Source organism: Streptococcus sp. 4094 (assembly GCF_013277125.1).
Taxonomy (GTDB): Bacteria; Bacillota; Bacilli; order Lactobacillales; family Streptococcaceae; genus Streptococcus.
Genome location: NZ_VMMI01000031.1, coordinates 1 through 20,265 on the forward strand (window position 1 = coordinate 1; position 20,265 = coordinate 20,265).

Genomic DNA, 20,265 nt, shown 5'->3' on the forward strand with positions numbered 1-20,265 from the left:
CTTCTAAAACATTGATAGAAATTACTTTGACTTTCCTGACTGATTTGTTCAGTTCTTATTTCATTCATATATGCTATGCATTAACCGATAGCGGATACCTACGGAGAACTTGCCACTCAGATGTAGGACCTGCCCATCATACAAAAAAACAGACTTCATCCCACAAAGAGATAAAATCTGTTACTATTTTCTACACGATATTTCCTAATTTTTAATCCAGCAGTTGGTCTGCCTGACTGATGGCTCGCTCGGGGTGCTGGGTAAAGGGTTTGTTCCCGAAAAACTCCAACCATGGTTTACGAACCTCGTCTTTGCTGGTTTCTCTGTATTTTTCAATTCTTATTTATAATGGTCTTTCAATAATTCTTCAAACTCAGAGACAGTCACGCCTAATTGCTGACTGGCAACCTCGGAAGTCAGAAGTCCTTGACGGACCATATCTAGGAAGGCAAAAAGTTTTCCACGCTCTAGACCTTGTTCAATCCCTTCAGCTCGTCCACGTTCAAGACCACGCTCTAAACCTTGTTCAATACCTTCTGCACGACCTCTCTCCAACCCTTTTTCTTCAGCTTGTTCCAAGGCATAGTCATGAGCGAGTAAGGCTTGTTCTTCTCGCATACGTAGTTGGCTAAACATTTTCCTGTCCTCCTCGGACCAGCTCTTGTAGTCCAGTAGTTGATCTGCTTGGCTGATGGCTCGCTCGGGTTCTTGGGTAAAGGGCTTGTTGCCGAAAAACTCCAACCATGGTTTACGAACCTTGTCTTTGCTGGTTTCTCTGTATTTTTTGAGTTCCAAGAACGCCATCTTGACCAGATGGTTTTCTTGTCCATTGTTTGTAATTGTTAAAATCTCACCTGTCGTGTCCTCGCGCATACTAAAGCTATGGAAAGCCAAGTCATCTGAAAAGTAATTGCTATCCACAATGGCAATTGCGTATACTGGTGCGATGTGTTTGTAGCTCTGGTGAGTATCTCCTTCACGTTGACGGATTTTTTCTAGGTTTTGATTGACCTGACTGCACAGGTAAGCCCATAGGCGATTGATGAAAAAATTCTGATGATGAACTTGAATTTCAATGATAACCTGTGTCCCATTGTCCAACTCTGCCAAAACATCTATACTGGTATAGAAATCCTGCGCCGAGTAGGGCAGGGAAGGCAAGACGTGAATGTTGCTTCCCTCCAAAATGGTCACATTTTTGGCTGGCAAGTCCAGCATATCGCGAATAAATTGACAAGTGATTTCTGGGTTGCTGAAAATTTTCTTAGCAACCAAGTCATTAGTTGGGCTAATGCCCGGATGTCTGAGAATCATCCTTTTCCTCCTTCTATTATAGCACATTTTTAAATCTAGGTTTACTAGATTCTCTGGCTCTATCTATTTATTCGTAAAAGAAAGCTTTTTTTCAGAAGAAAGCTAATCGCTTATTTGAAATTTTTTCCCCTCTGTTGGATAGTCCCGTCTATCTATGTTATAATGAAAGAAGGATTTAAAATCGGAAAAGGAGTATTTATGCTAAAATTAGGTGTCATCGGAACAGGTGCTATCAGCCACCATTTCATAGAAGCAGCCCATGCTAGTGGGAAATACCAGCTGGTCGCAGTCTATTCTAGAAAACTAGAAACTGCGGCAACCTTTGCTTCTCGCTATCAGAATATCCAACTCTTTGATCAAGTAGAGGACTTCTTCAAGAGCTCCTTTGATGTGGTCTATATTGCTAGCCCAAACTCCTTGCATTTTGCTCAGGCAAAAGCTGCCTTGTCTGCTGGTAAACATGTTATTCTTGAAAAGCCAGCTGTCACTCATCCACAAGAATGGCTGGATTTGGTTCAAACAACTGAAAAAAATCACTGTTTTATCTTTGAAGCAGCTCGCAATTACCATGAAAAAGCTTTCACTATCATCAAAAACTTTTTAGCGGACAAGCAAATTTTGGGAGCAGATTTCAACTATGCCAAGTATTCTTCCAAAATGCCTAACTTGTTGGCTGGACAAACACCAAATGTCTTCTCAGACCGTTTTGCTGGCGGTGCTCTCATGGATTTGGGGATTTATCCTCTCTACGCTGCCGTTCGCCTTTTTGGAAAAACTAATGACGCAACCTATCAGGCTCAAAAACTTGACAATAGCATTGACCTAAATGGAGATGGAATCCTCTTCTACACTGACTATCAAGTTCATATCAAGGCTGGAAAAAACATCACTTCCAATCTCCCTTGCGAGATTTATACGACAGATGGTACCTTGACTCTCAACAGCATCGAGCATGTCCGCTCAGCTATTTTTACCGACCATCAAGGCAATCAAGTCCAACTCCCTATCCAACAGGCTCCTCATACGATGACTGAGGAAGCCGCTGCATTTGCACACATGATCCAGCAACCAGACCAGACACTCTACCAAACTTGGCTGGAAGATGCAAGTTCAGTTCATGAGCTACTATATACCATGCGCCAGACTGCTGGCATTAGATTTGAGGCAGAAAAATGAAAACCAAACTACCGACTGAATGGCAAGAACTGAGTGACCAACTCGGTTTCCAAGAATTCACCCCCATTCAAACTCAACTATTTGAGCCCCTTCTTGCTGGAGAAAATCTTCTAGGAGTAAGCCCAACAGGAACAGGCAAGACCCTAGCTTATCTCCTACCAAGTCTTCTCAGACTACAAAAGAAAAAAGCCCAACAACTCTTGATTCTAGCACCAAATACGGAGCTTGCTGGACAGATTTTTGATGTATGTAAAACGTGGGCAGACGCTATCGGCTTAACTGCCCAACTCTTCTTATCAGGTTCGAGTCAGAAACGCCAGATTGAACGCCTAAAAAAAGGACCAGAAATTCTGATTGGAACCCCTGGCCGTATCCTTGAACTCATTAAATTGAAAAAAATCAAAATGATGAATGTGGAAACCATCATTCTAGATGAATTTGACCAATTGCTCGATGATTCTCAGATACACTTTGTCGAGAAAATTACTCACTACGCACCGCGTGACCACCAACTCATCTACATGAGTGCGACGGCCAAGTTTGACCAAGAAAAGATTGTGCCGAATACACGCACTATTAATCTCTCTGATCAAAAACTGGACAATATCCAGCATTTCTACATGCAGGTAGACCAACGTCACCGCGTTGATATGCTACGAAAACTGGCTCATGTTGAGGATTTCCGCGGACTAGTCTTCTTTAACAACCTGTCAGACCTTGGAAGTGCAGAAGAAAAATTACAGTATCGTGATATCTTGGCTGTTTCTCTAGCTAGTGATGTCAATGTCAAATTTAGAAAAGTCATCTTAGAAAAGTTTAAAGACAAGCAACTAACCCTGCTTCTTGCAACTGACCTTCTGGCTCGTGGAATTGATATCGATATCCTAGAATGCGTCGTAAACTTTGATGTCCCGAGAGATAGCGAAACCTACACACACCGTGCTGGCCGTACTGGCCGTATGGGCAAAGAAGGTTATGTTATCACTCTCGTCACTCATCCAGAAGAACTTAAAAAACTCAAGAAATTTGCGAGCGTACGTGAAATTGTCTTGAAAAATCAAGAACTCTATATTAAATAATCCCCCATTGCTCTATACACATCTAGTGTATGGAGCTTTTTCTGTAAGCAATTCAATTTTATACTCTTCGAAAATCTCCTTCAAACCGCGTCAGCTTCGCCTTGCCGTATGTATATGATACTGACTTCGTCAGTCTTATCTACAACCTCAAGACCATGTTTTGAGCTGACTTCGTCAGTCTTATCTACAACCTCAAGACCATGTTTTGAGCTGACTTCGTCAGTCTTATCTACAACCTCAAAACGGTGTTTTGAGCTGACTTCGTCAGTTCTATCTGCAACCTCAAGACAGTGTTTTGAGCTAACTTCGTCAGTTCTATCTACAACCTCAAAACAGTGTTTTGAGTAGCCTGCAGCTAGCTTCCTAGTTTGCTCTTTGATTTTCATTGAGTATTAGTTCAATATCTGAAAAAAAAAGAACCTTGCAAAGCAAGATTCTTTTAGTGTCTGACTTAAATAATTGTTCTTCTGGGAACTAAATCGAATTAAGCTTCGATTTCTGTAACCATACCTGAACCAACAGTACGTCCACCCTCACGGATAGAGAATGTAGTACCTTGTTCTACGGCGATTGGGTGGATCAACTCAACGTCGATTGTCACGTTATCACCAGGCATTACCATTTCAGTACCTGCTGGAAGTTCGATTGAACCTGTAACGTCAGTAGTACGGAAGTAGAATTGTGGACGGTAGTTGTTGAAGAATGGAGTGTGACGTCCACCTTCTTCTTTAGTAAGGATGTAGACTTCACCTTTGAATTTAGTGTGTGGGTTGATTGAACCTGGTTTAGCAATAACTTGTCCACGTTCGATTTCATCACGTTGAACACCACGAAGAAGGACACCTACGTTATCTCCGGCAAGACCTTCGTCAAGTTGTTTACGGAACATTTCAACACCAGTAACAACTGCTTTTTGAGTTTCTTCTTTGATACCAACGATTTCGATTTCGTCGTTGACTTTAACGATACCACGGTCGATACGTCCTGAAGCAACTGTACCACGACCAGTGATTGAGAATACGTCCTCGACTGGAAGAAGCAATGGTTTGTCAGTGTCACGTTCTGGTTCTGGGATGTACTCATCAACTGTGTTCATCAATTCCATAACGATGTCTTCGTATTTAGAGTCACCTTCAAGAGCTTTAAGTGCTGAACCTTGGATAACTGGAAGATCATCACCTGGGAAGTCGTATTCTGACAATAGGTCACGGATTTCCATTTCAACCAATTCAAGCAATTCTTCGTCGTCAACCAAGTCAACTTTGTTCATGAAGACGATAAGGTGTTTAACACCAACCTGACGTGAAAGAAGGATGTGCTCACGAGTTTGTGGCATTGGTCCGTCAGTTGAAGCTACTACAAGGATAGCTCCGTCCATTTGAGCGGCACCAGTGATCATGTTTTTAACGTAGTCCGCGTGTCCTGGAGCGTCGATGTGAGCGTAGTGACGTTTTTCAGTTTCGTACTCAACGTGCGCAGTGTTGATTGTGATACCGCGTTCGCGTTCTTCTGGAGCAGCATCGATAGACGCATAGTCTTTAGGTTGGTTAACTGATGAAGGCAAGCGACGTGCCAAAACAGTTGTGATAGCTGCAGTTAGGGTAGTTTTACCGTGGTCAACGTGTCCGATAGTACCAATGTTAACGTGTGGTTTACTACGATCGTATTTTTCTTTTGCCATTTGAGTAAAAGCCTCCAATAAAATATATTTTATAGATAGACAGTAGGCAATACAGTCTAACTTTCCTTACTATTTTATCAAATTTCAGCTAAATTGCAAGTGTTTTACAACGTTTTTGTGAATTATTCTTGGTAAAAATTTAGCTAGCTAGTAGAAAGTACTAAATAGACTTAGCCTTCAAGGAGTTTTCAGCATTATTCATCCACTCACTTGCTGAGAATGCAAACAGTCTCTGGTTTATACTACAAAAGCAAACTAGGAAGCTAGGTAAAAGTTACTCACAATATCGAGTTAATACTCTTCGAAAATCTCTTCAAACCACGTCAGCGTCGCCTTACCGTAGGTATAGTTGAGACTGGTCAAAAAGTCTTTGCAATCAGAAAAACATATAGTATCCGGTCTTGTGAAACCTTGGTACTATACGTTTTATTGTGGAAAGATTTACTTCATTTTCTCCTAAAATCGAGTTTTTGCCCAACCTCTTCATCTACAACCTCAAAACACTATTTTGAGCTGACTTCGTCAGNNTGCGGCTAGCTTCCTAGTTTACTCTTTGATTTTCATTGAGTATAAGATTGCAGATAAAACGATAACCATCATAGGACACAGCAGAGCCAATGTCGGTCGAAGAATAGCCCCCTAATCGCTTATTTTATAGTAAAATGAAATAAAAACTGAACATTTTGTTGAGGAAGGCAAATCAATTCCTCACAATGTTTGAGAAAGAAGGGCGGACTATTCCAACTTCAACCCACTATAAAGCAGACTTACAAGATAGGGAACCCATCTCCGATAATATCGATAATATATAGTAGAATGAAAACTGCACAATTTGATTGGGGAATTCAAACCAATTTCTCACAATGTTTTAGAAACAAGGGTCTATTATTTCAACTGCAACCTACTATAGCCCATTGAAGTTGGAATAGCCCACTGAGACTTCTAAACCACTGCTGGAGAAGAGTTTATTTCGATTTTCTTTCATTTCCCTAAAAAATCAAAAAGAGAGAACCAATCTGATCCTCTCTTACTTATAGATGGTGCTCACTCAAATGTTAAAGGAGCTATTTCTTAGAGATAAAGGAATTTGAATACAGCTACTGCCGCAATTGCTGCTGCAATAGGTGCTACTACTGGTACCCAAGAATACCACCATTTTGAATCGCCTTTATGCTCACCAAGAACTGATTTTGGAAGGAAAGCATGAAGGAGACGTGGTCCCAAGTCACGAGCTGGGTTCAAGGCAGGTCCTGTAGGTCCTCCAAGTGATGTTACCAAAGCCATAACGAGGAATCCAAGTGCCAAGTGAGCCACAGAAAGTCCTGAAGCAGTGTGTGGAGCCACCTGTGCTTTAATAGCCAAGTCAGAAAAATCAACTGTTTGTCCTGCTTGTGTTGCCATTTGTTTCATGTATTGAAGCACTTCAGCACCAAAGAAGTTTTTAGTCAAACCAAGAGCTGCAAAGAACAAAACAAATGAACCAACAAACTCGTTAATCAAACCATTGACAGTTGCTGCATAGCGACTTTCTTTTGTACCATGGTCAATACTTGAAATAGTTGAGAAAGTTCCCAAGATGTTATTTGAGTTTTCAGTTTTCAAGTAGAATGGACGGTGTGTTGCCACAACCAAGGCTTGACCAAAGATAGCCCCCAAGACTTGCGCGATAATGTAAGGTACCACTTGTGCCCAAGGGAAAAGACCGCTAACTGCAAGTCCTAGAGTGAAAGCAGGGTTGATGTGGTTCCCAGATACGTTACCAAACATCAAGGCTGGGATCATAACCCCCATACCATAACCAACAGCGATGACGATCCAGCCACTTTGGTGACCTTTCGTACCTTTAAGTTCAACGTTGGCAACTGCACCATTCCCAAGAATGATCAAAATGGCAGTTCCCAAAAATTCAGTGGCATACTTCAGTGCCCATGTGAAATCCATTTGCTAGATTCTCCTTAAAATTTTTTAGATATTCCTTATTTTATCAATTTTTACCCTATTTAGCAACTAGTTTCTGGAAAGATTTTTTAAAAATAATACTCTTCGAAAATCTCTTCAAACCACGTCAACGTCGCCTTGCCGTATGTATGGTTACTGACTTCGTCAGTCTTATCTGCAACCTCAAAACGGCTATCTTGGGCTAGGTAAGACAGAGAAATATCTTTTTTCTTATTGATTTCTCCGCTAGTTGGCTCCTCTTCTCCAACTAAAATCTTCAAAAGAGTAGACTTACCTGCACCATTTTTCCCAACAAGGGCAATCCGATCTCGTTCATCAACCTGCAGGTTGATATTATCAAAAAGAACCTCTCCTGCAAAAGAACGTTCAATTTTATTAGCTTGTAAAATAATCATACAAGTAGTATAGCATGTTTCCCTAAGGCATTCAAGACAATCGTCTTAACTCAAATATCCTAGAAAAACCGGCTCTGCTTATTCTTGGTATTAAAAAGTATTTGGATTATAAACTCTACTTATTTTTTTGCAAGATAGCTAGCTAAACATTTTCGCTCGTTTACAAGAGTGACTCAAACTCAGCGACAGTCATTCCTAACTGCTGGCTGGCAACCTCGGAAGTCAGAAGACTTTGGCGGACCATATCCAGGAAGGCAAAGAGTTTTCCACGTTCAAGTCCTTGTTCTAAACCTTTTTCGATGCCCTGTTCAATCCCCTCTGCACGACCGCGTTCCAACCCCTGTTCAATACCTTCTTCCCTAGCTGTTTCCAAGGCATAGTCCTGTGCTAACAAGGCTTGTTCTTCGCGCATACGTAGTTGACTAAACATTTTCCTGTCCTCCTCGGACCAGCTCTTGTAATCTAGCAGTTGGTCTGCTTGGCTGATGGCTCGCTCGGGTTGTTGGGTAAAGGGCTTATTCCCGAAAAACTCCAACCATGGCTTGCGAACCTCGTCTTTGCTGGTTTCTCTATATTTTTTTAGTTCTTATTTGTGATGGTCTCTCAATAGTTCTTCAAATTCAGAGACAGTCATACCCAACTGCTGACTGGCTATCTCCGAAGTCAGAAGACCTTGACGAACCATGTCTAGGAAGGCAAAGAGTTTTCCACGTTCAAGTCCCTGTTCAATGCCCTCAGCTCGCCCACGTTCAAGACCACGCTCCAGTCCTTGTTCAACCCCCTCAGCCCTAGCGGTTTCCAAAGCATAGTCCTGTGCTAACAAGGCTTGTTCTTCTCGCATACGTAGTTGACTAAACATTTTCCTGTCCTCCTCGGACCAGCTCTTATAGTCCAGCAGTTGGTCTGCTTGGCTGATGGCTCGCTCGGGTTGTTGGGTAAAGGGCTTATTCCCAAAAAACTCTAACCATGGTTTGCGAATCCTATCTTTGCTGGTTTCTCTGTATTTTTTAATTCTTATTTATGTCTTTCAATAACGCTTCAAACTCAGCCACGGTCATGCCTAACTGCCAGCTGGCAACCTCAGGTGTTAGAAGACCTTGACGTACTAGATTTACTAAACCTACTTTTAATCCCTGTTCGATGCCTTCAGCTCGTCCACGTTCAAGTCCTTGTGCTAAACCTTTTTCGATGCCTTGTTCAATCCCCTCTGCACGACCACGTTCAAGTCCACGCTCTAAACCTTTTTCCTCAGCTTGTTCCAAGGCATAGTCCTGCGCTAACAAGGCTTGTTCTTCGCGCATACGTAGTTGACTAAACATTTTCCTGTCCTCCTCGGACCAGCTCTTGTAGTCCAGCAGTTGGTCTGCTTGGCTGATGGCTCGCTCGGGGTGCTGAGTAAAGGGTTTATTCCCGAAAAACTCCAACCACGGCTTGCGAACCTTGTCTTTGCTGGTTTCTCTGTATTTTCTTAATTCCAAGAACGCCATCTTGACTAGATGATGTTCCTGTCCATTGTTTGTGATGGTTAAGACTTCACCTGTCGTGTCTTCGCGCATACTGAAACTGTGGAAAGCTAGATCATCTTGGAAATAATTACTATCCACAATAGCTATTGCGTAAACAGGTGCGATATGCTTGTAACTCTGGTGGGTATCACCTTCTCGTTGGCGAATTTTTTCAAGATTTTGATTGACCTGACTGCACAAGTAAGCCCACAAACGATTGATGAAAAAATTCTGATGATGAACCTGAATTTCGATGATAACTTGCGTACCATTATCCAACTCCGCCAAGACGTCTATACTGGTATAGAAATCCTGAGCCGAGTAGGGTAGAGAAGGCAAGATGTGAATGTTGCTTCCCTCCAAAATCGTCACATTTTTGGCTGGTAAGTCCAGCATATCGCGAATAAATTGACAAGTGATTTCTGGATTGCTAAAGATTTTCTTAGCAACCAAATCATTGGTTGGGCTAATGCCCGGATGACGTACAGTCATATTTCTTCTCCTCTCATTATAGCACATTTTTTAATCTAATTTACTAGATTTGATGCTTCTATCTATTTATTCGGAAAAAGAGTAGAAAAAACAAAAGAAATTCAAACTTTATAGCAAAAGGAAATAAACTCTGAACAAATAGGATAGTAAAGTCGAATCAATTTCTAGCAATGTTTTATAAGTTATAATGTTCTGTTCTGAATTTAAGATAACATATAATTTAAAGAGACTGGACCAAAACTCAACTTCCGGAGAAAATAAAGTAAATCTTCCCACAATAAAACGCATAGTCTCAAGTTTTGAACACCTGATACTATGCGTTTTTCTGATTTGAGAGGCTTTTTCTCAGCCTCTTCTTAATCTTATACTCAATGAAAATCAAAGAGGAAACTAGGAAACTAGCCGCANNTCAGTTACATATATCTACGGCAAGGCGACGTTGACGCGGTTTGAAGAGATTTTCGAAGAGTATTAGCTTTTCTCCACCCCACTACAGTTGACAATGAGCCAAAAAAAGAAGATGACGAATCATCTTCTTAAAAACTATGAGTTTTTAGTCTTCTTTTTTCTTGAAGAATCCTAGTCCTAGACCAGCTAACAAGGTCATGATACCAGCGCTAGCCAAGGTAGCATTCGCTTCTGTACCTGTGTTTGGCAACTCTGCTTTATCAGATGTTTTTGTAGATGTTGCACTATCTACTGTCTTTTCTGATGTAGCTGTAGCCACTGCCTCACCTTTTTGTTCTGAAACTTTAGATGGTGCTGGGCTTGAAGCCTGTTCTGGACTTGGAGTTTGGTCTTTTGGAGCAGGAGTTTGAGCTTGCTTGGTTCTAAACACATGAACTATCAAGTTATCTCCTTCACGGTGACTCTCAACAAATTCATAGCCTGGAACTTCACCTGCTTCTTGCTTATCAACTGATGGCACTTTCAAGTCTTTTCCGTTTTCATCGCGCCATACTGTACGAACCGCTGGAGTTTCAGCTTTGTTTGGTTTTTCTGGCGTTGAAGTTGATGGCGAACTTGATGGAGTCATTGGATGACTAGTTGGGCTTTCTGGTAAAATTGGGGTTCCATTCGCTACTTTCTCAAATGTATGCGTCAAAATACCTTCTTCTAAGCGACTAGATAACCACTTGTAGCCTGCAATTTCGCCAGCCTGTACTTTTTTGCCAACTACTTTTTCCTTAATCTCCTTACCTGCTCTATCTACCCACAGCGTTACTGGATACTCTGGGTTTGCTTCTTCGATTGATAAAGCAGCGTATACAAACGGAGTATACTCACTCGTTTTATGCTTGGCTTGAGCTTGGACTTTTTCTTTATTGACAACTGATTCTCGTGGAATGGTTACAGTACCTGTTTTCTTGTCTAATGTAACATTTTCAGGTTGTTTGTCTAAAGTCCATTCGCCACTAGGTTGCTTGGTAAGAGTGAGAACCTCCTCACCAGAGCCATCACTCTTAGGATAGGTGATTTTGACTGTATCCGCATCTTTCTTAGGTGCTTTGACTTCGATGCTTGCTTTATTCGCTTCTTCCACAATAGCGATAGTCGGCGGAGCTACCTTAAGATTTGGTTGGTCTTCAGGCTCAGATGGTTGTCCTGGTTGAGCCGGTGCTTCCTCAGGAGCGGTTGGCTGTCCTGGTTGACTTGGAGTTCCTTTTGGTCCTCTCTTAACCGTTCTTTTTACCATTTCTTTGGTAATTTGAGTTGTAGTCGTTTCAGTAATATCACCTGTTTTTCCATCTACAGTATAAGTAGTCGTTGTTGTTTTTTCACCTGGTTGACCTGGTGTTACTTCTTTTTCTGTTCCTGGTTCAAGAGTTGGGTCATCTTCATACTCTGTGACAACTGGAATTTCTTCTACTACCACTTTATCCTTAGCTGGGACTTTGACGACAGTTTCTGTTGGTTCTACCACAACTGGATCGCCTACTTTTTCTGTAACCTTACCTGTTTTTGGATCTACTTCATAGGTTGTAGTCGTTGTAGATGTACCTGGTTTCCCTGGAACTTCTTGGTTTGGTTGTCCTTTTTCTTTATCTGGATCCTTCTCATATCTCTTAGGAGATGGGACAGGAGTTACATCTACTTTCGGTTGGGTACCAACTTTAACAACACGCGTCACTGGCTGCGTTGTTTCTGTTGTTGGTTCATTTTGTGTTACGACACCTGTGTCAGGATTCATCGTATACGTTGTCTTTTTGACTGTTTTTCCATCAACACCTTTTACAGTTTCTCTTTCTTCTCCATTTGGAATAGAGTCATCACGTTCATAACGAGTTGGGAATGGAATTGGTGTTTCTTCAACTTTTGGTTTTACTCCAACACGAACAACTTTTTGTACCATCTCTGTTTTTTGAACAGTTGGTTGATTTTCAGTAGTTGTTCCATCTTGTTCATTTAAAGTATAAGTTGTAGTTGTTACAATTTTTCCTTCTGAACCTGGATTGTCAATAACCGTTTTTCCATAGTCTAGGTCTGGGTCTTGGATATATTTAGTCGTAATGTCAATAATCTCTGTTGTTTCTACAGGTTTGATACCAACTTTCACTACTTTTTGCTCCATTGGTTTATCGTCTTCTGTCACAACAGGAGTATGTGTCTCACCAGTGTTTGGATTAACACTATAAGTCGTAGTTTTTGTATGAACCCCTTTTGAACCTGGAGTTACCACTTCTTGCTCATCACGAGTTCTAGTTTCATCAGGAATATAACGAGTTGTGATTTCAGTCTCAACCACTTCTTTCTCAACATTCCCGACTCGAACTTCTTTTGGAACCATAGCCACAGTAACATTCTCTGTTCTTGTTGGATTAGACAAATCACCAGTTGTTGGTGAAACTTCATAGACTTTCGTTATTTCACGAGTTCCTTCCGTTCCATTGTTATCTGTTTCTTGTCTATCTTTTTCTAATCTTGGATCAGCGGTATAGTGGGTCGTAATATCAATTTTTTCAGTTGTGACTTCTTTATTACCAACTTTAACAACTTTGTCTTCTTTCTCTACAGTAGTAACTGTTTCTTTTGGAGTGACCTCACCTGTATTCTCATTCAAATCATAGGTTGTCTTTTTGGTAACTGAACCATCATGACCATCAACAGATGTTACTTTCGTATTGTAAGGAGTATCAGAATCTCCTACATAACGAGTTGTTTTAGGAGTTGTTTCCACTTCTTTCTTTGGTTTTGTTCCGATTTCGTAAACGTCGTCTACTTTATCAGCATCTTCTCCTTCATTCACATGGATACGATAATACTTAGATAGTACAACATTACCATCTTCTGTTACCACATTTTCTTCTGCATCTGGATTTACTGTTAGGGGTTTATTCGATTCTACGACACTATCATCACTATCAATTTCACCACTAGCCTCATCTGGTTTACCATCGTGGTTACTGTCATCTTTATCTGGAGTATATATACCTGAGTCAAGACGATGAGGATACTTAGGGTCAATTTCACTCACTTTAGGTTCAACAAAATTAGGATCATTCTCAAGTGGTTGACCTGCATTTGCATTTATAGCATCAGCATCAGCTCTTTTATACTTAGGATCAACTTCACCATCGCCATCGTCATCATATAATTTTTTGAATAAATTTTCTAGTTCATTACCCGATTCCTCAAAATGATCTGTTATCTTTTCCTCTGTCAAATTCTTATTTGGCTTTGCTTTTAAAATGAAACTATTACCATTATGACCCTCTGTGATCAATTTAGGTTGAGCATTAGGATCATAATCCACATCATCATTTCTTACATATTTTTTACCTTTAGGAACAAAAACTTGGTAACCCTCAGTGGCACTAGACAATTCACCAATATTTGGTTCCTCGTCTGAACTAGTATCTGAAGCATAAACTGTAACATTTGGTGCCATTATTGCAACACCACCTAGGGTAATGACAGTAGCCACTACACAGGAACCGAAAACTTTTCCGATTTTGCGTAGAGCATATTTTTTATTCTTAGTTGATTGTCTTGACATATTTTCCTCAATTTTACTTTTATTTTAGTTTCTAGGTTGTTGACTCCGAGCCAAAAGCCAGATAACTCATCCAACTTTTGGCAAGAAGCAACGTTTTCTATATTATTCGGATTCATCTTCTTTTTTCTTGAAGAATCCTAGTCCCAAACCTGCTAACAAGGTCAACAATCCTGCCCCAGCTAAGCCAGCATTAGCTTCTGTACCTGTGTTTGGCAACTCCTCTCTCTTACCTGTCTCATAAGTCGGAACTTCTGGGTCTGGACTCACTGGAGTTTCAGGTTCAGGAGTTGGCTCTGGTATTGGAGTCTCTTGATTTGGTAGTTCTGGGCTTGGAGTAGGAGCACTTGGATGCTCTGGATTTGGTTGTGGTCTCGGCTCCTCAGGTCTATCTGGAATTGGTTCGTTAGGAAGAACTGGCGGTATCTTTTCAAATCTATGAATCGTAATACCATCCTCCGTTACAGTTGTAATATATCTGTATCCTGGAATATTTCCAGCTTCATGAGTACCTGGTTGATCTGGTTTAAGTGGATTACCATCTTTATCAAACCAGACTGTAATTTTATATTCTGGCTTGTCTACAGATGGAGAACCTGCAAAGAAAATATGTGTGACTTTATTTCCTTCCAAACGACTTTCCAACCAAACATGATTTGCAATTCGACCTTTTTCATGTAAACCATTTTCAGTTGGTCTTAAGACATTTCCATTTACGTCAATCCATTCTGTTGTTCCTTCAAATTTAGGTACATCAAGAATATTCGGCATAACACTAACAATCTTACTTTGTTTGTACTTATGTTTTGTTTGCGTATCTACCCATGTCTTCGGTTGAACTTGTTCACTTGGAATGTAAACACGACCATTCGTCGGATTGATAGTCACTCCAACTGGAGATTTTTCAATTTTCCACGTACCATCTTTATCTTTCTTCGTAACGATAGTTTCTTTTTCAGTACTGTTTCGTTTTGTAAATGTAATAGATAAAGTATCAGCATCTTTATTTGGCACGTCAACTTCTACAGTATTACCGCTTGGACGTTCGACAATTCTCGGTGTCGGTGGAATAACATAGATTTGACGTAACTTCACGACAAAGACTTGAGACGGATCTTTTCCTTCTTCATCTTTTACGTTATCAAATGTTGCTCCATCTTTCAGTGGATTGTCTACTAACTCGTAGTCACCATTATTAACTGGGTCACCTGTTAGTTTCTTCAATGTATCATTAAAGTTTTCTGTTGGGATTTTCTCTCCAGTTTTACCTGTCAGCGACATCCTTGAAGCAACAAGCTCCGTTTCTTTTCCGTCTTCGCCTATGACAACAAATTTGACAATAGCTCTTTGTCCATCTGGTGTATACTTGATTGGTGTATCCATCTTAGGATCATTTGGCGTTTCTGGAACTGGTGGCACCTTATATCCTTTTTCTGGATGTTCTGGATCTATAGGTACTAATGGAGTTCCGTTTGGTGTCTTAGGTGTATAGCCTGGAACGTATGGAATCACTGGCACTTTCGGTACTGGTTGACCTGGTTGTGGCGGAGTGGTTGGATAATCTGGAGTTTTAGGCTTAGTTGGATCATCTGGATCATTTGGATACGGAATTGGTGTTGGTTCTTCTTTTCCTGGTACTTTTGGCACCCATGAACCGATTTTTCTGTATACCACTTTTTCCACGAATGATTCACTATCTCCTGTCACTTCACGAGATTCTACCTTGACTTTATCCGCTAGATAGCCTTCTAACACTGGAGTCTTCACTTCTCCTAGTATTTGTTTTTCACTCCATTTTCCATTACTAATCCGACCTGTAGCCAAGTTTATACTGATGTCACGACTAAAGTTTACAGTCTGAGTATTGGTTGGTTGTGCATTCTCAACTTCTACTTCTGCGCCATTTTGTTCTTCAATTTTAACGTATTTAATCGTTCTTGTAACTGCTTTTGTCTCTGTATCAAAGCTTATCCGTTCTCTAACGAGGAGATCATATACCTGTGTTGGGTCTCCATTTTCTGGATCTTTTTGATTATCAAAAACTTTACCTTTCAACAAGTCCTTGTTATCAACAGTGTATCCACGTTTTTCCAACTCTTTGATTTTATCTTCTAAAGATTTAGTTGGAATAGCTTGATCCGTTTTACCATCATTGATACCTACAGTATCATTTTCTAATGGTATCTTCACTCCATCTTTCACATTGTACACTTTGACCAATGCTCGTTGCGAATCAGGAACATAGCTAATTTCTTTATCTGTTCCTGGTTCTGTCGGTATTGATGGCGGAATATAACCTTTTGTTGGGTCTCCTGGAACTTTTGGTTGTAATGGAGTTTCCCCAATTTTCGGTGTGTATCCTGGTACATACGGAATTACTGGGACGTTTGGTGTATTTGGATCTGTTGGATCTCCAGGCTTCGTTGGATCTGTTGGATGGTTTGGATATGGTAGTGGTGTTGGTGTGTCTTCACCTGGGACTTTCGGAATCCACGAACCTAATTTCGTATAGACTACTTTCAGTTCTTGATTTGCAGAGTCTGCTTTTAGATGTTCACTTGCTACTACACTTGCTCCACTTGCCTCTACTAAACCACCTTGTGTATCTTGGTTGGCCTTTAAGACATAACCTTTGACCATCGGAGATAGTACCGCAGCAAATGTAGTGTCATTATCTACAGCCATCCATTCTCCATAAGTAATGGTTTTGGTCACGACATTGATGAACGCTGTTCTAGTAAAGGTTACTTTATCTGTCACTGCATCTGTCGTTTCTTGACCATTAGCTGTATAGGTGACCTTAGCTCCCTCTTCATCCACATACGTAATTGTACGTGTCACTTCCTTCTTGGTATCCAGCTGTTTCACTAAGTCCTCTGTCCATCGTGGGATGGTTGGATCATTTGGTTTGTCTGGATCAACTGGGGTCGTTGGATCAATTGGTGTTCCAGGTTCGATTGGCTTATCTGGCGTTGGCGGTGTTACTGGCACCACTTTTTCATGAACTTTCAGTGTAAAGACTTGCGTTGGGTCTCCATCATCTGGATCCTTCACATTATCAAATTTTTGATTATCTAATAAGTCTTTGTTTTCTACGACATAGCCACGTTTTTCCAAGTCTGTAATCTTCTTGTTAACGTCATCTTTCGGAATATCTGCATCTGTTGAGCCGTTACCAATAGCTACCGTATCGTTTGGTAATGGTATTTCTTTTCCTTCTTTAACGTTTACGACTTTAACTACAGCTCTTTGTGGATCAGCAAGATAGCTTATTTCTGTATTTGTATTAGGCTCTGTCGGTACTGCTGGTGGAATATAGCCTTTTGTTGGGTCTCCTGGTACTTTTGGTTGTAACGGAGTTTCCCCAATTTTCGGTGTATATCCTGGGATATACGGAATCACCGGAACATTTGGATCTGTTGGATTACCTGGTTTTGTTGGATCGGTTGGGTGGTTAGGGTAAGGTTTTGGATTCGTATCAGTTCCTTCTGGTGGCACTACACCTTTTGGTATTTTCGGAATCCACGCGCCTAATTTCGTATAAATAACTTTTTCTACTAAATTATTTGAAGTTTCAGAAACTGTTACACTAGCTACGGATAGCTTATCTGCTACATATCCATCTAGTTTTTCTGTTGTTACTTCTGCTAAGTTTTTATCCGTACTTGTCCAGTCTGTATACTCTACAACTGTTCTAGTTGCTACGTTTACTTTTACATTGCGTTTAAAGTGTGCTGTTTGAGTTACAGTTGGTTTAGCGTTTGGAATTTCTTCTCCATTTGGAGTGTCTTTCTTAACATAAGTAATGGTACGTGTAACATCTTTCTTAAGTGACAATTGGTTCACTAACTCTTCTGTCCATCTTGGAATACTTGGATTATTAGGATCATCTGGAGTATCTGGGTCGATTGGTGTATTTGGAGTTGGTGGTTCTGTTACTTCTACCACTTTTTCATGAATTTTTAGCGTGAATACTTGGGAAGGGTCTTTCCCTTCTTCGTCTTTTTGCTTATCAAAGCTTGACTTGGTAATCTCAGCGATTACCTCATCCTTATTATCCACAATAAAGCCACGTTTTTCCAAGTTCGTAATCTTGGCAAGCACTTTCTCTGTTGAAATCTTTTCTGCAGTCCTACCTTCAAGATTGACATCTTCTGCTGGTAAGCGCACTTCCACTCCAGTTGTGGTATTGACGACTTTGACCAATGCCTTTTGTGGATCTGGTTCATAGGTGACAGCTGTGTTAGACTTAGGATCGCTTGGTTTTGGCGGTGTATAGCCTTGACTTGGATCTCCTGGTACCTTTGGTTCCAACGGTGTTTCCCCAATTTTTGGTGTATATCCTGGCACATGCGGAATCACTCCTGGTGTCGGATCACCTGGTTTTGTTGGATCAGTAGGATGGTTTGGATAAGGAATTGGATCAATTGGAGTTTCTCCTGATGGGAGATTTGGTACCCAAGTCCCAATCTTAGTATAAACAACTTCTTCTTGAATATCTTCAGTTGTAGCTGTTACTTCACGTTCTCCAACTTCCGCTCTATCTGCTATATAGCCTGATAGGACTGGCGATGCGACTTTATTTAAGGTTTGTGCTTCACTCCATTCACCATAGGTCGTCTCCCCTGTAACAAGGTTGAACTTGATTTCACGGTTAAATGTCGCTCTATCCGTCACTGTCTCATGTGCTTCAGATGGAACTTCTACACCATCTACAAGGTCTTTTTTCACGTATTTGATCGTACGCGTTACAGTTTTACTATCAGTGTCTATGCTGATTGGTTCTTTAACAAGTATTTTATAAGTCTGAGATGGTTCTCCCGTAGTGGCATCGTCCACTCTATCGTACTTGGTAGTTGCCGTGATAGGATTGGTGCTCTCCACAGTATAACCACGTTGTCTCAAGGCTTTTATCTTGTCATCAACTTTCGTTTTATTCTTATCCCCAACTACTTGGTCGGATACGCCACTAAATTCCAGTTTTTCTTTTGGCATTTCCACTTCTTTCCCTGTCGTGATATTGACAACCTTAATCAGGATTTTTTGTGGATTTGGCACATACTCTATCTCTTTATTCTTCTTAGGATCACTAGGTATTTCTGGCACCTTGTATCCCTTTTTAGGATCATTTGGATCCAATGGTTCTAATGGTTTTAAAGGATTGGTATCTGGATTTTCAGGTTTTGTTGGATCCGTCGGTACTTTTGGTGTGTATCCTGGTACATATGGAATGACTGGTGGTGTTGCTGGAGTTTCAGGTGTCCCTGGATCTCCCGGTTGAGGATTTGGTGTCTCTCCTGGAGTGTCAGGGGTTTCTGGATAAGTTGGAGTTTTAGGCTTGGTTGGATCGTCTGGGTCATTCGGATACGGGATCGGTGTTGGTTTGTCTTTGCCTGGTTCTTTCGGTATCCAGCCTCCTATTTTTCTATAGACAACTTTTTCCTCTATATCCGCACTGTCTCCTGTCACTTCACTTGATTCTACTTTTGCTCTGTCTGCTACATATCCTTCTAATACTGGAGTTTTTACTTCTTCTAATGTTTGTTTCTCACTCCATGTACCAGTTGTAGTTTCCCCTGTAACTAGGTTCCTTGTCAAGGTACGTGTGAAGCTCACTGCTTTTGTATTTGTTTGCTGGGCATTCTCGACTTCTACTTCTACACCGTCTACAAAATCTTTTTTCACATACTTGATTGTACGTGTAACTGGCTTCGTTTCTTGTGTTGTTTCAGTTCCTTGGTCATATGTTACTGTTATTGTACTATTTTTACTATCTGATGTTACCTCCATTGAGGAGACTTCCGTCATTGACGGATTCGTATATTTATCAATTGTTGGTGAAACTACTTTTTCCCAGTTACCTTTTGTCCATTCTGTATAAGTCGTCGTTCCTGCTGCTTTATTCTCTGTTTTCTCTCGAGTTAGAGTTACTGTCTGTACGACATCCTCTTTTAGTTTTTGTTTCGTAACGTTATCAACGTAACGAATTGTACGTGTAATAGTTTTAGTTTCTGTAGTTTTTACTGCATCTACTTCATAGTAGACAGTTTCTTCCACGTTACCTCTATCTGCAATTTCTTGCGTGATTGTTACGCTGTCAACTTTATCTTTTGCTTCGTACCTGTCTCCAACTTTTACTGTTGGATTTTGGTAACCATCTAGTTTAGGAGATACCACCTCTTCCCATTTTGTACCATCTGGAATTTCCCAAGCTTCTTCTGCTTCTACTTTTCCTGTTTGTTTATTTTTATACACCTTTCGTGACACTGTTACCGTTTGTGTTTTAGATTCAGATACAAGATGTGTTTCATTCCCTTTTTCTACATATTTAATAGTACGTGTCAAGGTTTTTGTTTCTGTATCCTCTACAGATTCTGGTATTTCCTCATAAACATAAGTTACAACTGTTTCTCCAGGACTTAGTTCCCCAGCTGCTGCAGCTGAATTCTCTGCTCGCTCTGGTGTGTTATCTGCTAATGAACGACGTACACGGTAGCGTTTACCATCACTTGTTGAAATAATATTATCTACCGTTTTATCAAATGTGTCTGTGTAGCTCAAACCTAAATAACCAGCTTTATTATCCGTAGTCTCTTCTTCTTTTGGCACAGAAACTTCTTGATCCTGGTTATTATTATCTTTTATCTTAACGGTTACCATAACTGGATTT

Annotated in this window: 9 protein-coding genes and 3 pseudogenes; 2 read left to right on the top strand and 10 right to left on the bottom strand. The window is 40.6% G+C overall.

Features of this window, described 5'->3' with window-relative positions:
• Window positions 1-339 precede the first annotated feature (339 nt).
• Window positions 340-1,314: an Rpn family recombination-promoting nuclease/putative transposase gene (locus HT721_RS07015; RefSeq protein WP_173229397.1), complete on the bottom strand. Its 975-nt coding sequence runs from the start codon at window positions 1,312-1,314 to the stop codon at window positions 340-342.
• 198 nt (window positions 1,315-1,512) lie between these two features.
• On the opposite strand from HT721_RS07015, the gene HT721_RS07020 reads away from it, so the two are divergent.
• Window positions 1,513-2,490 (top strand): Gfo/Idh/MocA family oxidoreductase, encoded by a 978-nt coding sequence (locus tag HT721_RS07020; protein ID WP_173229399.1) that lies wholly within the window; start codon window positions 1,513-1,515, stop codon window positions 2,488-2,490.
• A complete protein-coding gene (locus HT721_RS07025; protein WP_173229401.1) occupies window positions 2,487-3,569 on the top strand; it encodes a DEAD/DEAH box helicase in 1,083 nt (360 codons plus the stop codon). The genes HT721_RS07020 and HT721_RS07025 overlap by 4 nt, the downstream gene beginning before the upstream one ends.
• Window positions 3,570-3,649: 80 nt before the next feature.
• Here the strand turns inward: HT721_RS07025 and HT721_RS11145 are convergent, their stop codons facing one another.
• From HT721_RS11145 to HT721_RS11305, 9 genes and pseudogenes are all read right to left on the bottom strand, one after another.
• Window positions 3,650-3,955 carry a hypothetical protein gene (locus HT721_RS11145; protein WP_240149975.1) on the bottom strand — a complete coding sequence of 102 codons (306 nt, stop codon included), beginning with the start codon at window positions 3,953-3,955 and terminating at the stop codon, window positions 3,650-3,652.
• 98 nt (window positions 3,956-4,053) lie between these two features.
• Entirely contained in the window at window positions 4,054-5,250 is a 1,197-nt protein-coding gene (gene tuf, locus HT721_RS07035) for an elongation factor Tu (RefSeq protein ID WP_001040724.1), read from the bottom strand.
• Between the two features lie 1,071 nt (window positions 5,251-6,321).
• Window positions 6,322-7,191: an aquaglyceroporin Gla gene (gene gla / locus HT721_RS07040; RefSeq protein ID WP_000348121.1), complete on the bottom strand. Its 870-nt coding sequence runs from the start codon at window positions 7,189-7,191 to the stop codon at window positions 6,322-6,324.
• A 179-nt stretch (window positions 7,192-7,370) separates the two neighbouring features.
• Window positions 7,371-7,604: pseudogene (locus tag HT721_RS07045) on the bottom strand (ATP-binding cassette domain-containing protein); the annotation flags it as partial.
• Between the two features lie 160 nt (window positions 7,605-7,764).
• Window positions 7,765-8,190: pseudogene (locus HT721_RS07050) on the bottom strand (flagellar assembly protein H domain protein); the annotation flags it as partial.
• Window positions 8,191-8,616 (bottom strand): annotated as a pseudogene (locus tag HT721_RS07055) (flagellar assembly protein H domain protein); the annotation flags it as partial.
• Window positions 8,612-9,601, bottom strand: coding sequence for an Rpn family recombination-promoting nuclease/putative transposase (locus HT721_RS07060; protein WP_173229406.1), 990 nt, complete (start codon window positions 9,599-9,601; stop codon window positions 8,612-8,614). The gene HT721_RS07060 and the pseudogene HT721_RS07055, both read right to left, overlap by 5 nt.
• Window positions 9,602-10,154: 553 nt before the next feature.
• Window positions 10,155-13,598, bottom strand: coding sequence for a G5 domain-containing protein (locus HT721_RS07065; RefSeq protein ID WP_173229408.1), 3,444 nt, complete (start codon window positions 13,596-13,598; stop codon window positions 10,155-10,157).
• 102 nt (window positions 13,599-13,700) lie between these two features.
• Window positions 13,701-20,255 carry an LPXTG cell wall anchor domain-containing protein gene (locus HT721_RS11305; RefSeq protein WP_345890558.1) on the bottom strand — a complete coding sequence of 2,185 codons (6,555 nt, stop codon included), beginning with the start codon at window positions 20,253-20,255 and terminating at the stop codon, window positions 13,701-13,703.
• Window positions 20,256-20,265 lie beyond the last annotated feature (10 nt).

Excerpts from the sequence above, each read along its gene's own strand:
- HT721_RS07025 (WP_173229401.1), top strand. The coding sequence starts at position 2,487 with ATGAAAACCAAACTACCGACTGAATGGCAAGAACTGAGTGACCAACTC.
- tuf (WP_001040724.1), bottom strand. The coding sequence starts at position 5,250 with ATGGCAAAAGAAAAATACGATCGTAGTAAACCACACGTTAACATTGGT.
- HT721_RS11145 (WP_240149975.1), bottom strand. The coding sequence starts at position 3,955 with ATGAAAATCAAAGAGCAAACTAGGAAGCTAGCTGCAGGCTACTCAAAA.
- gla (WP_000348121.1), bottom strand. The coding sequence starts at position 7,191 with ATGGATTTCACATGGGCACTGAAGTATGCCACTGAATTTTTGGGAACT.
- HT721_RS11305 (WP_345890558.1), bottom strand. The coding sequence starts at position 20,255 with ATGGTAACCGTTAAGATAAAAGATAATAATAACCAGGATCAAGAAGTT.
- HT721_RS07015 (WP_173229397.1), bottom strand. The coding sequence starts at position 1,314 with ATGATTCTCAGACATCCGGGCATTAGCCCAACTAATGACTTGGTTGCT.
- HT721_RS07060 (WP_173229406.1), bottom strand. The coding sequence starts at position 9,601 with ATGACTGTACGTCATCCGGGCATTAGCCCAACCAATGATTTGGTTGCT.
- HT721_RS07065 (WP_173229408.1), bottom strand. The coding sequence starts at position 13,598 with ATGTCAAGACAATCAACTAAGAATAAAAAATATGCTCTACGCAAAATC.
- HT721_RS07020 (WP_173229399.1), top strand. The coding sequence starts at position 1,513 with ATGCTAAAATTAGGTGTCATCGGAACAGGTGCTATCAGCCACCATTTC.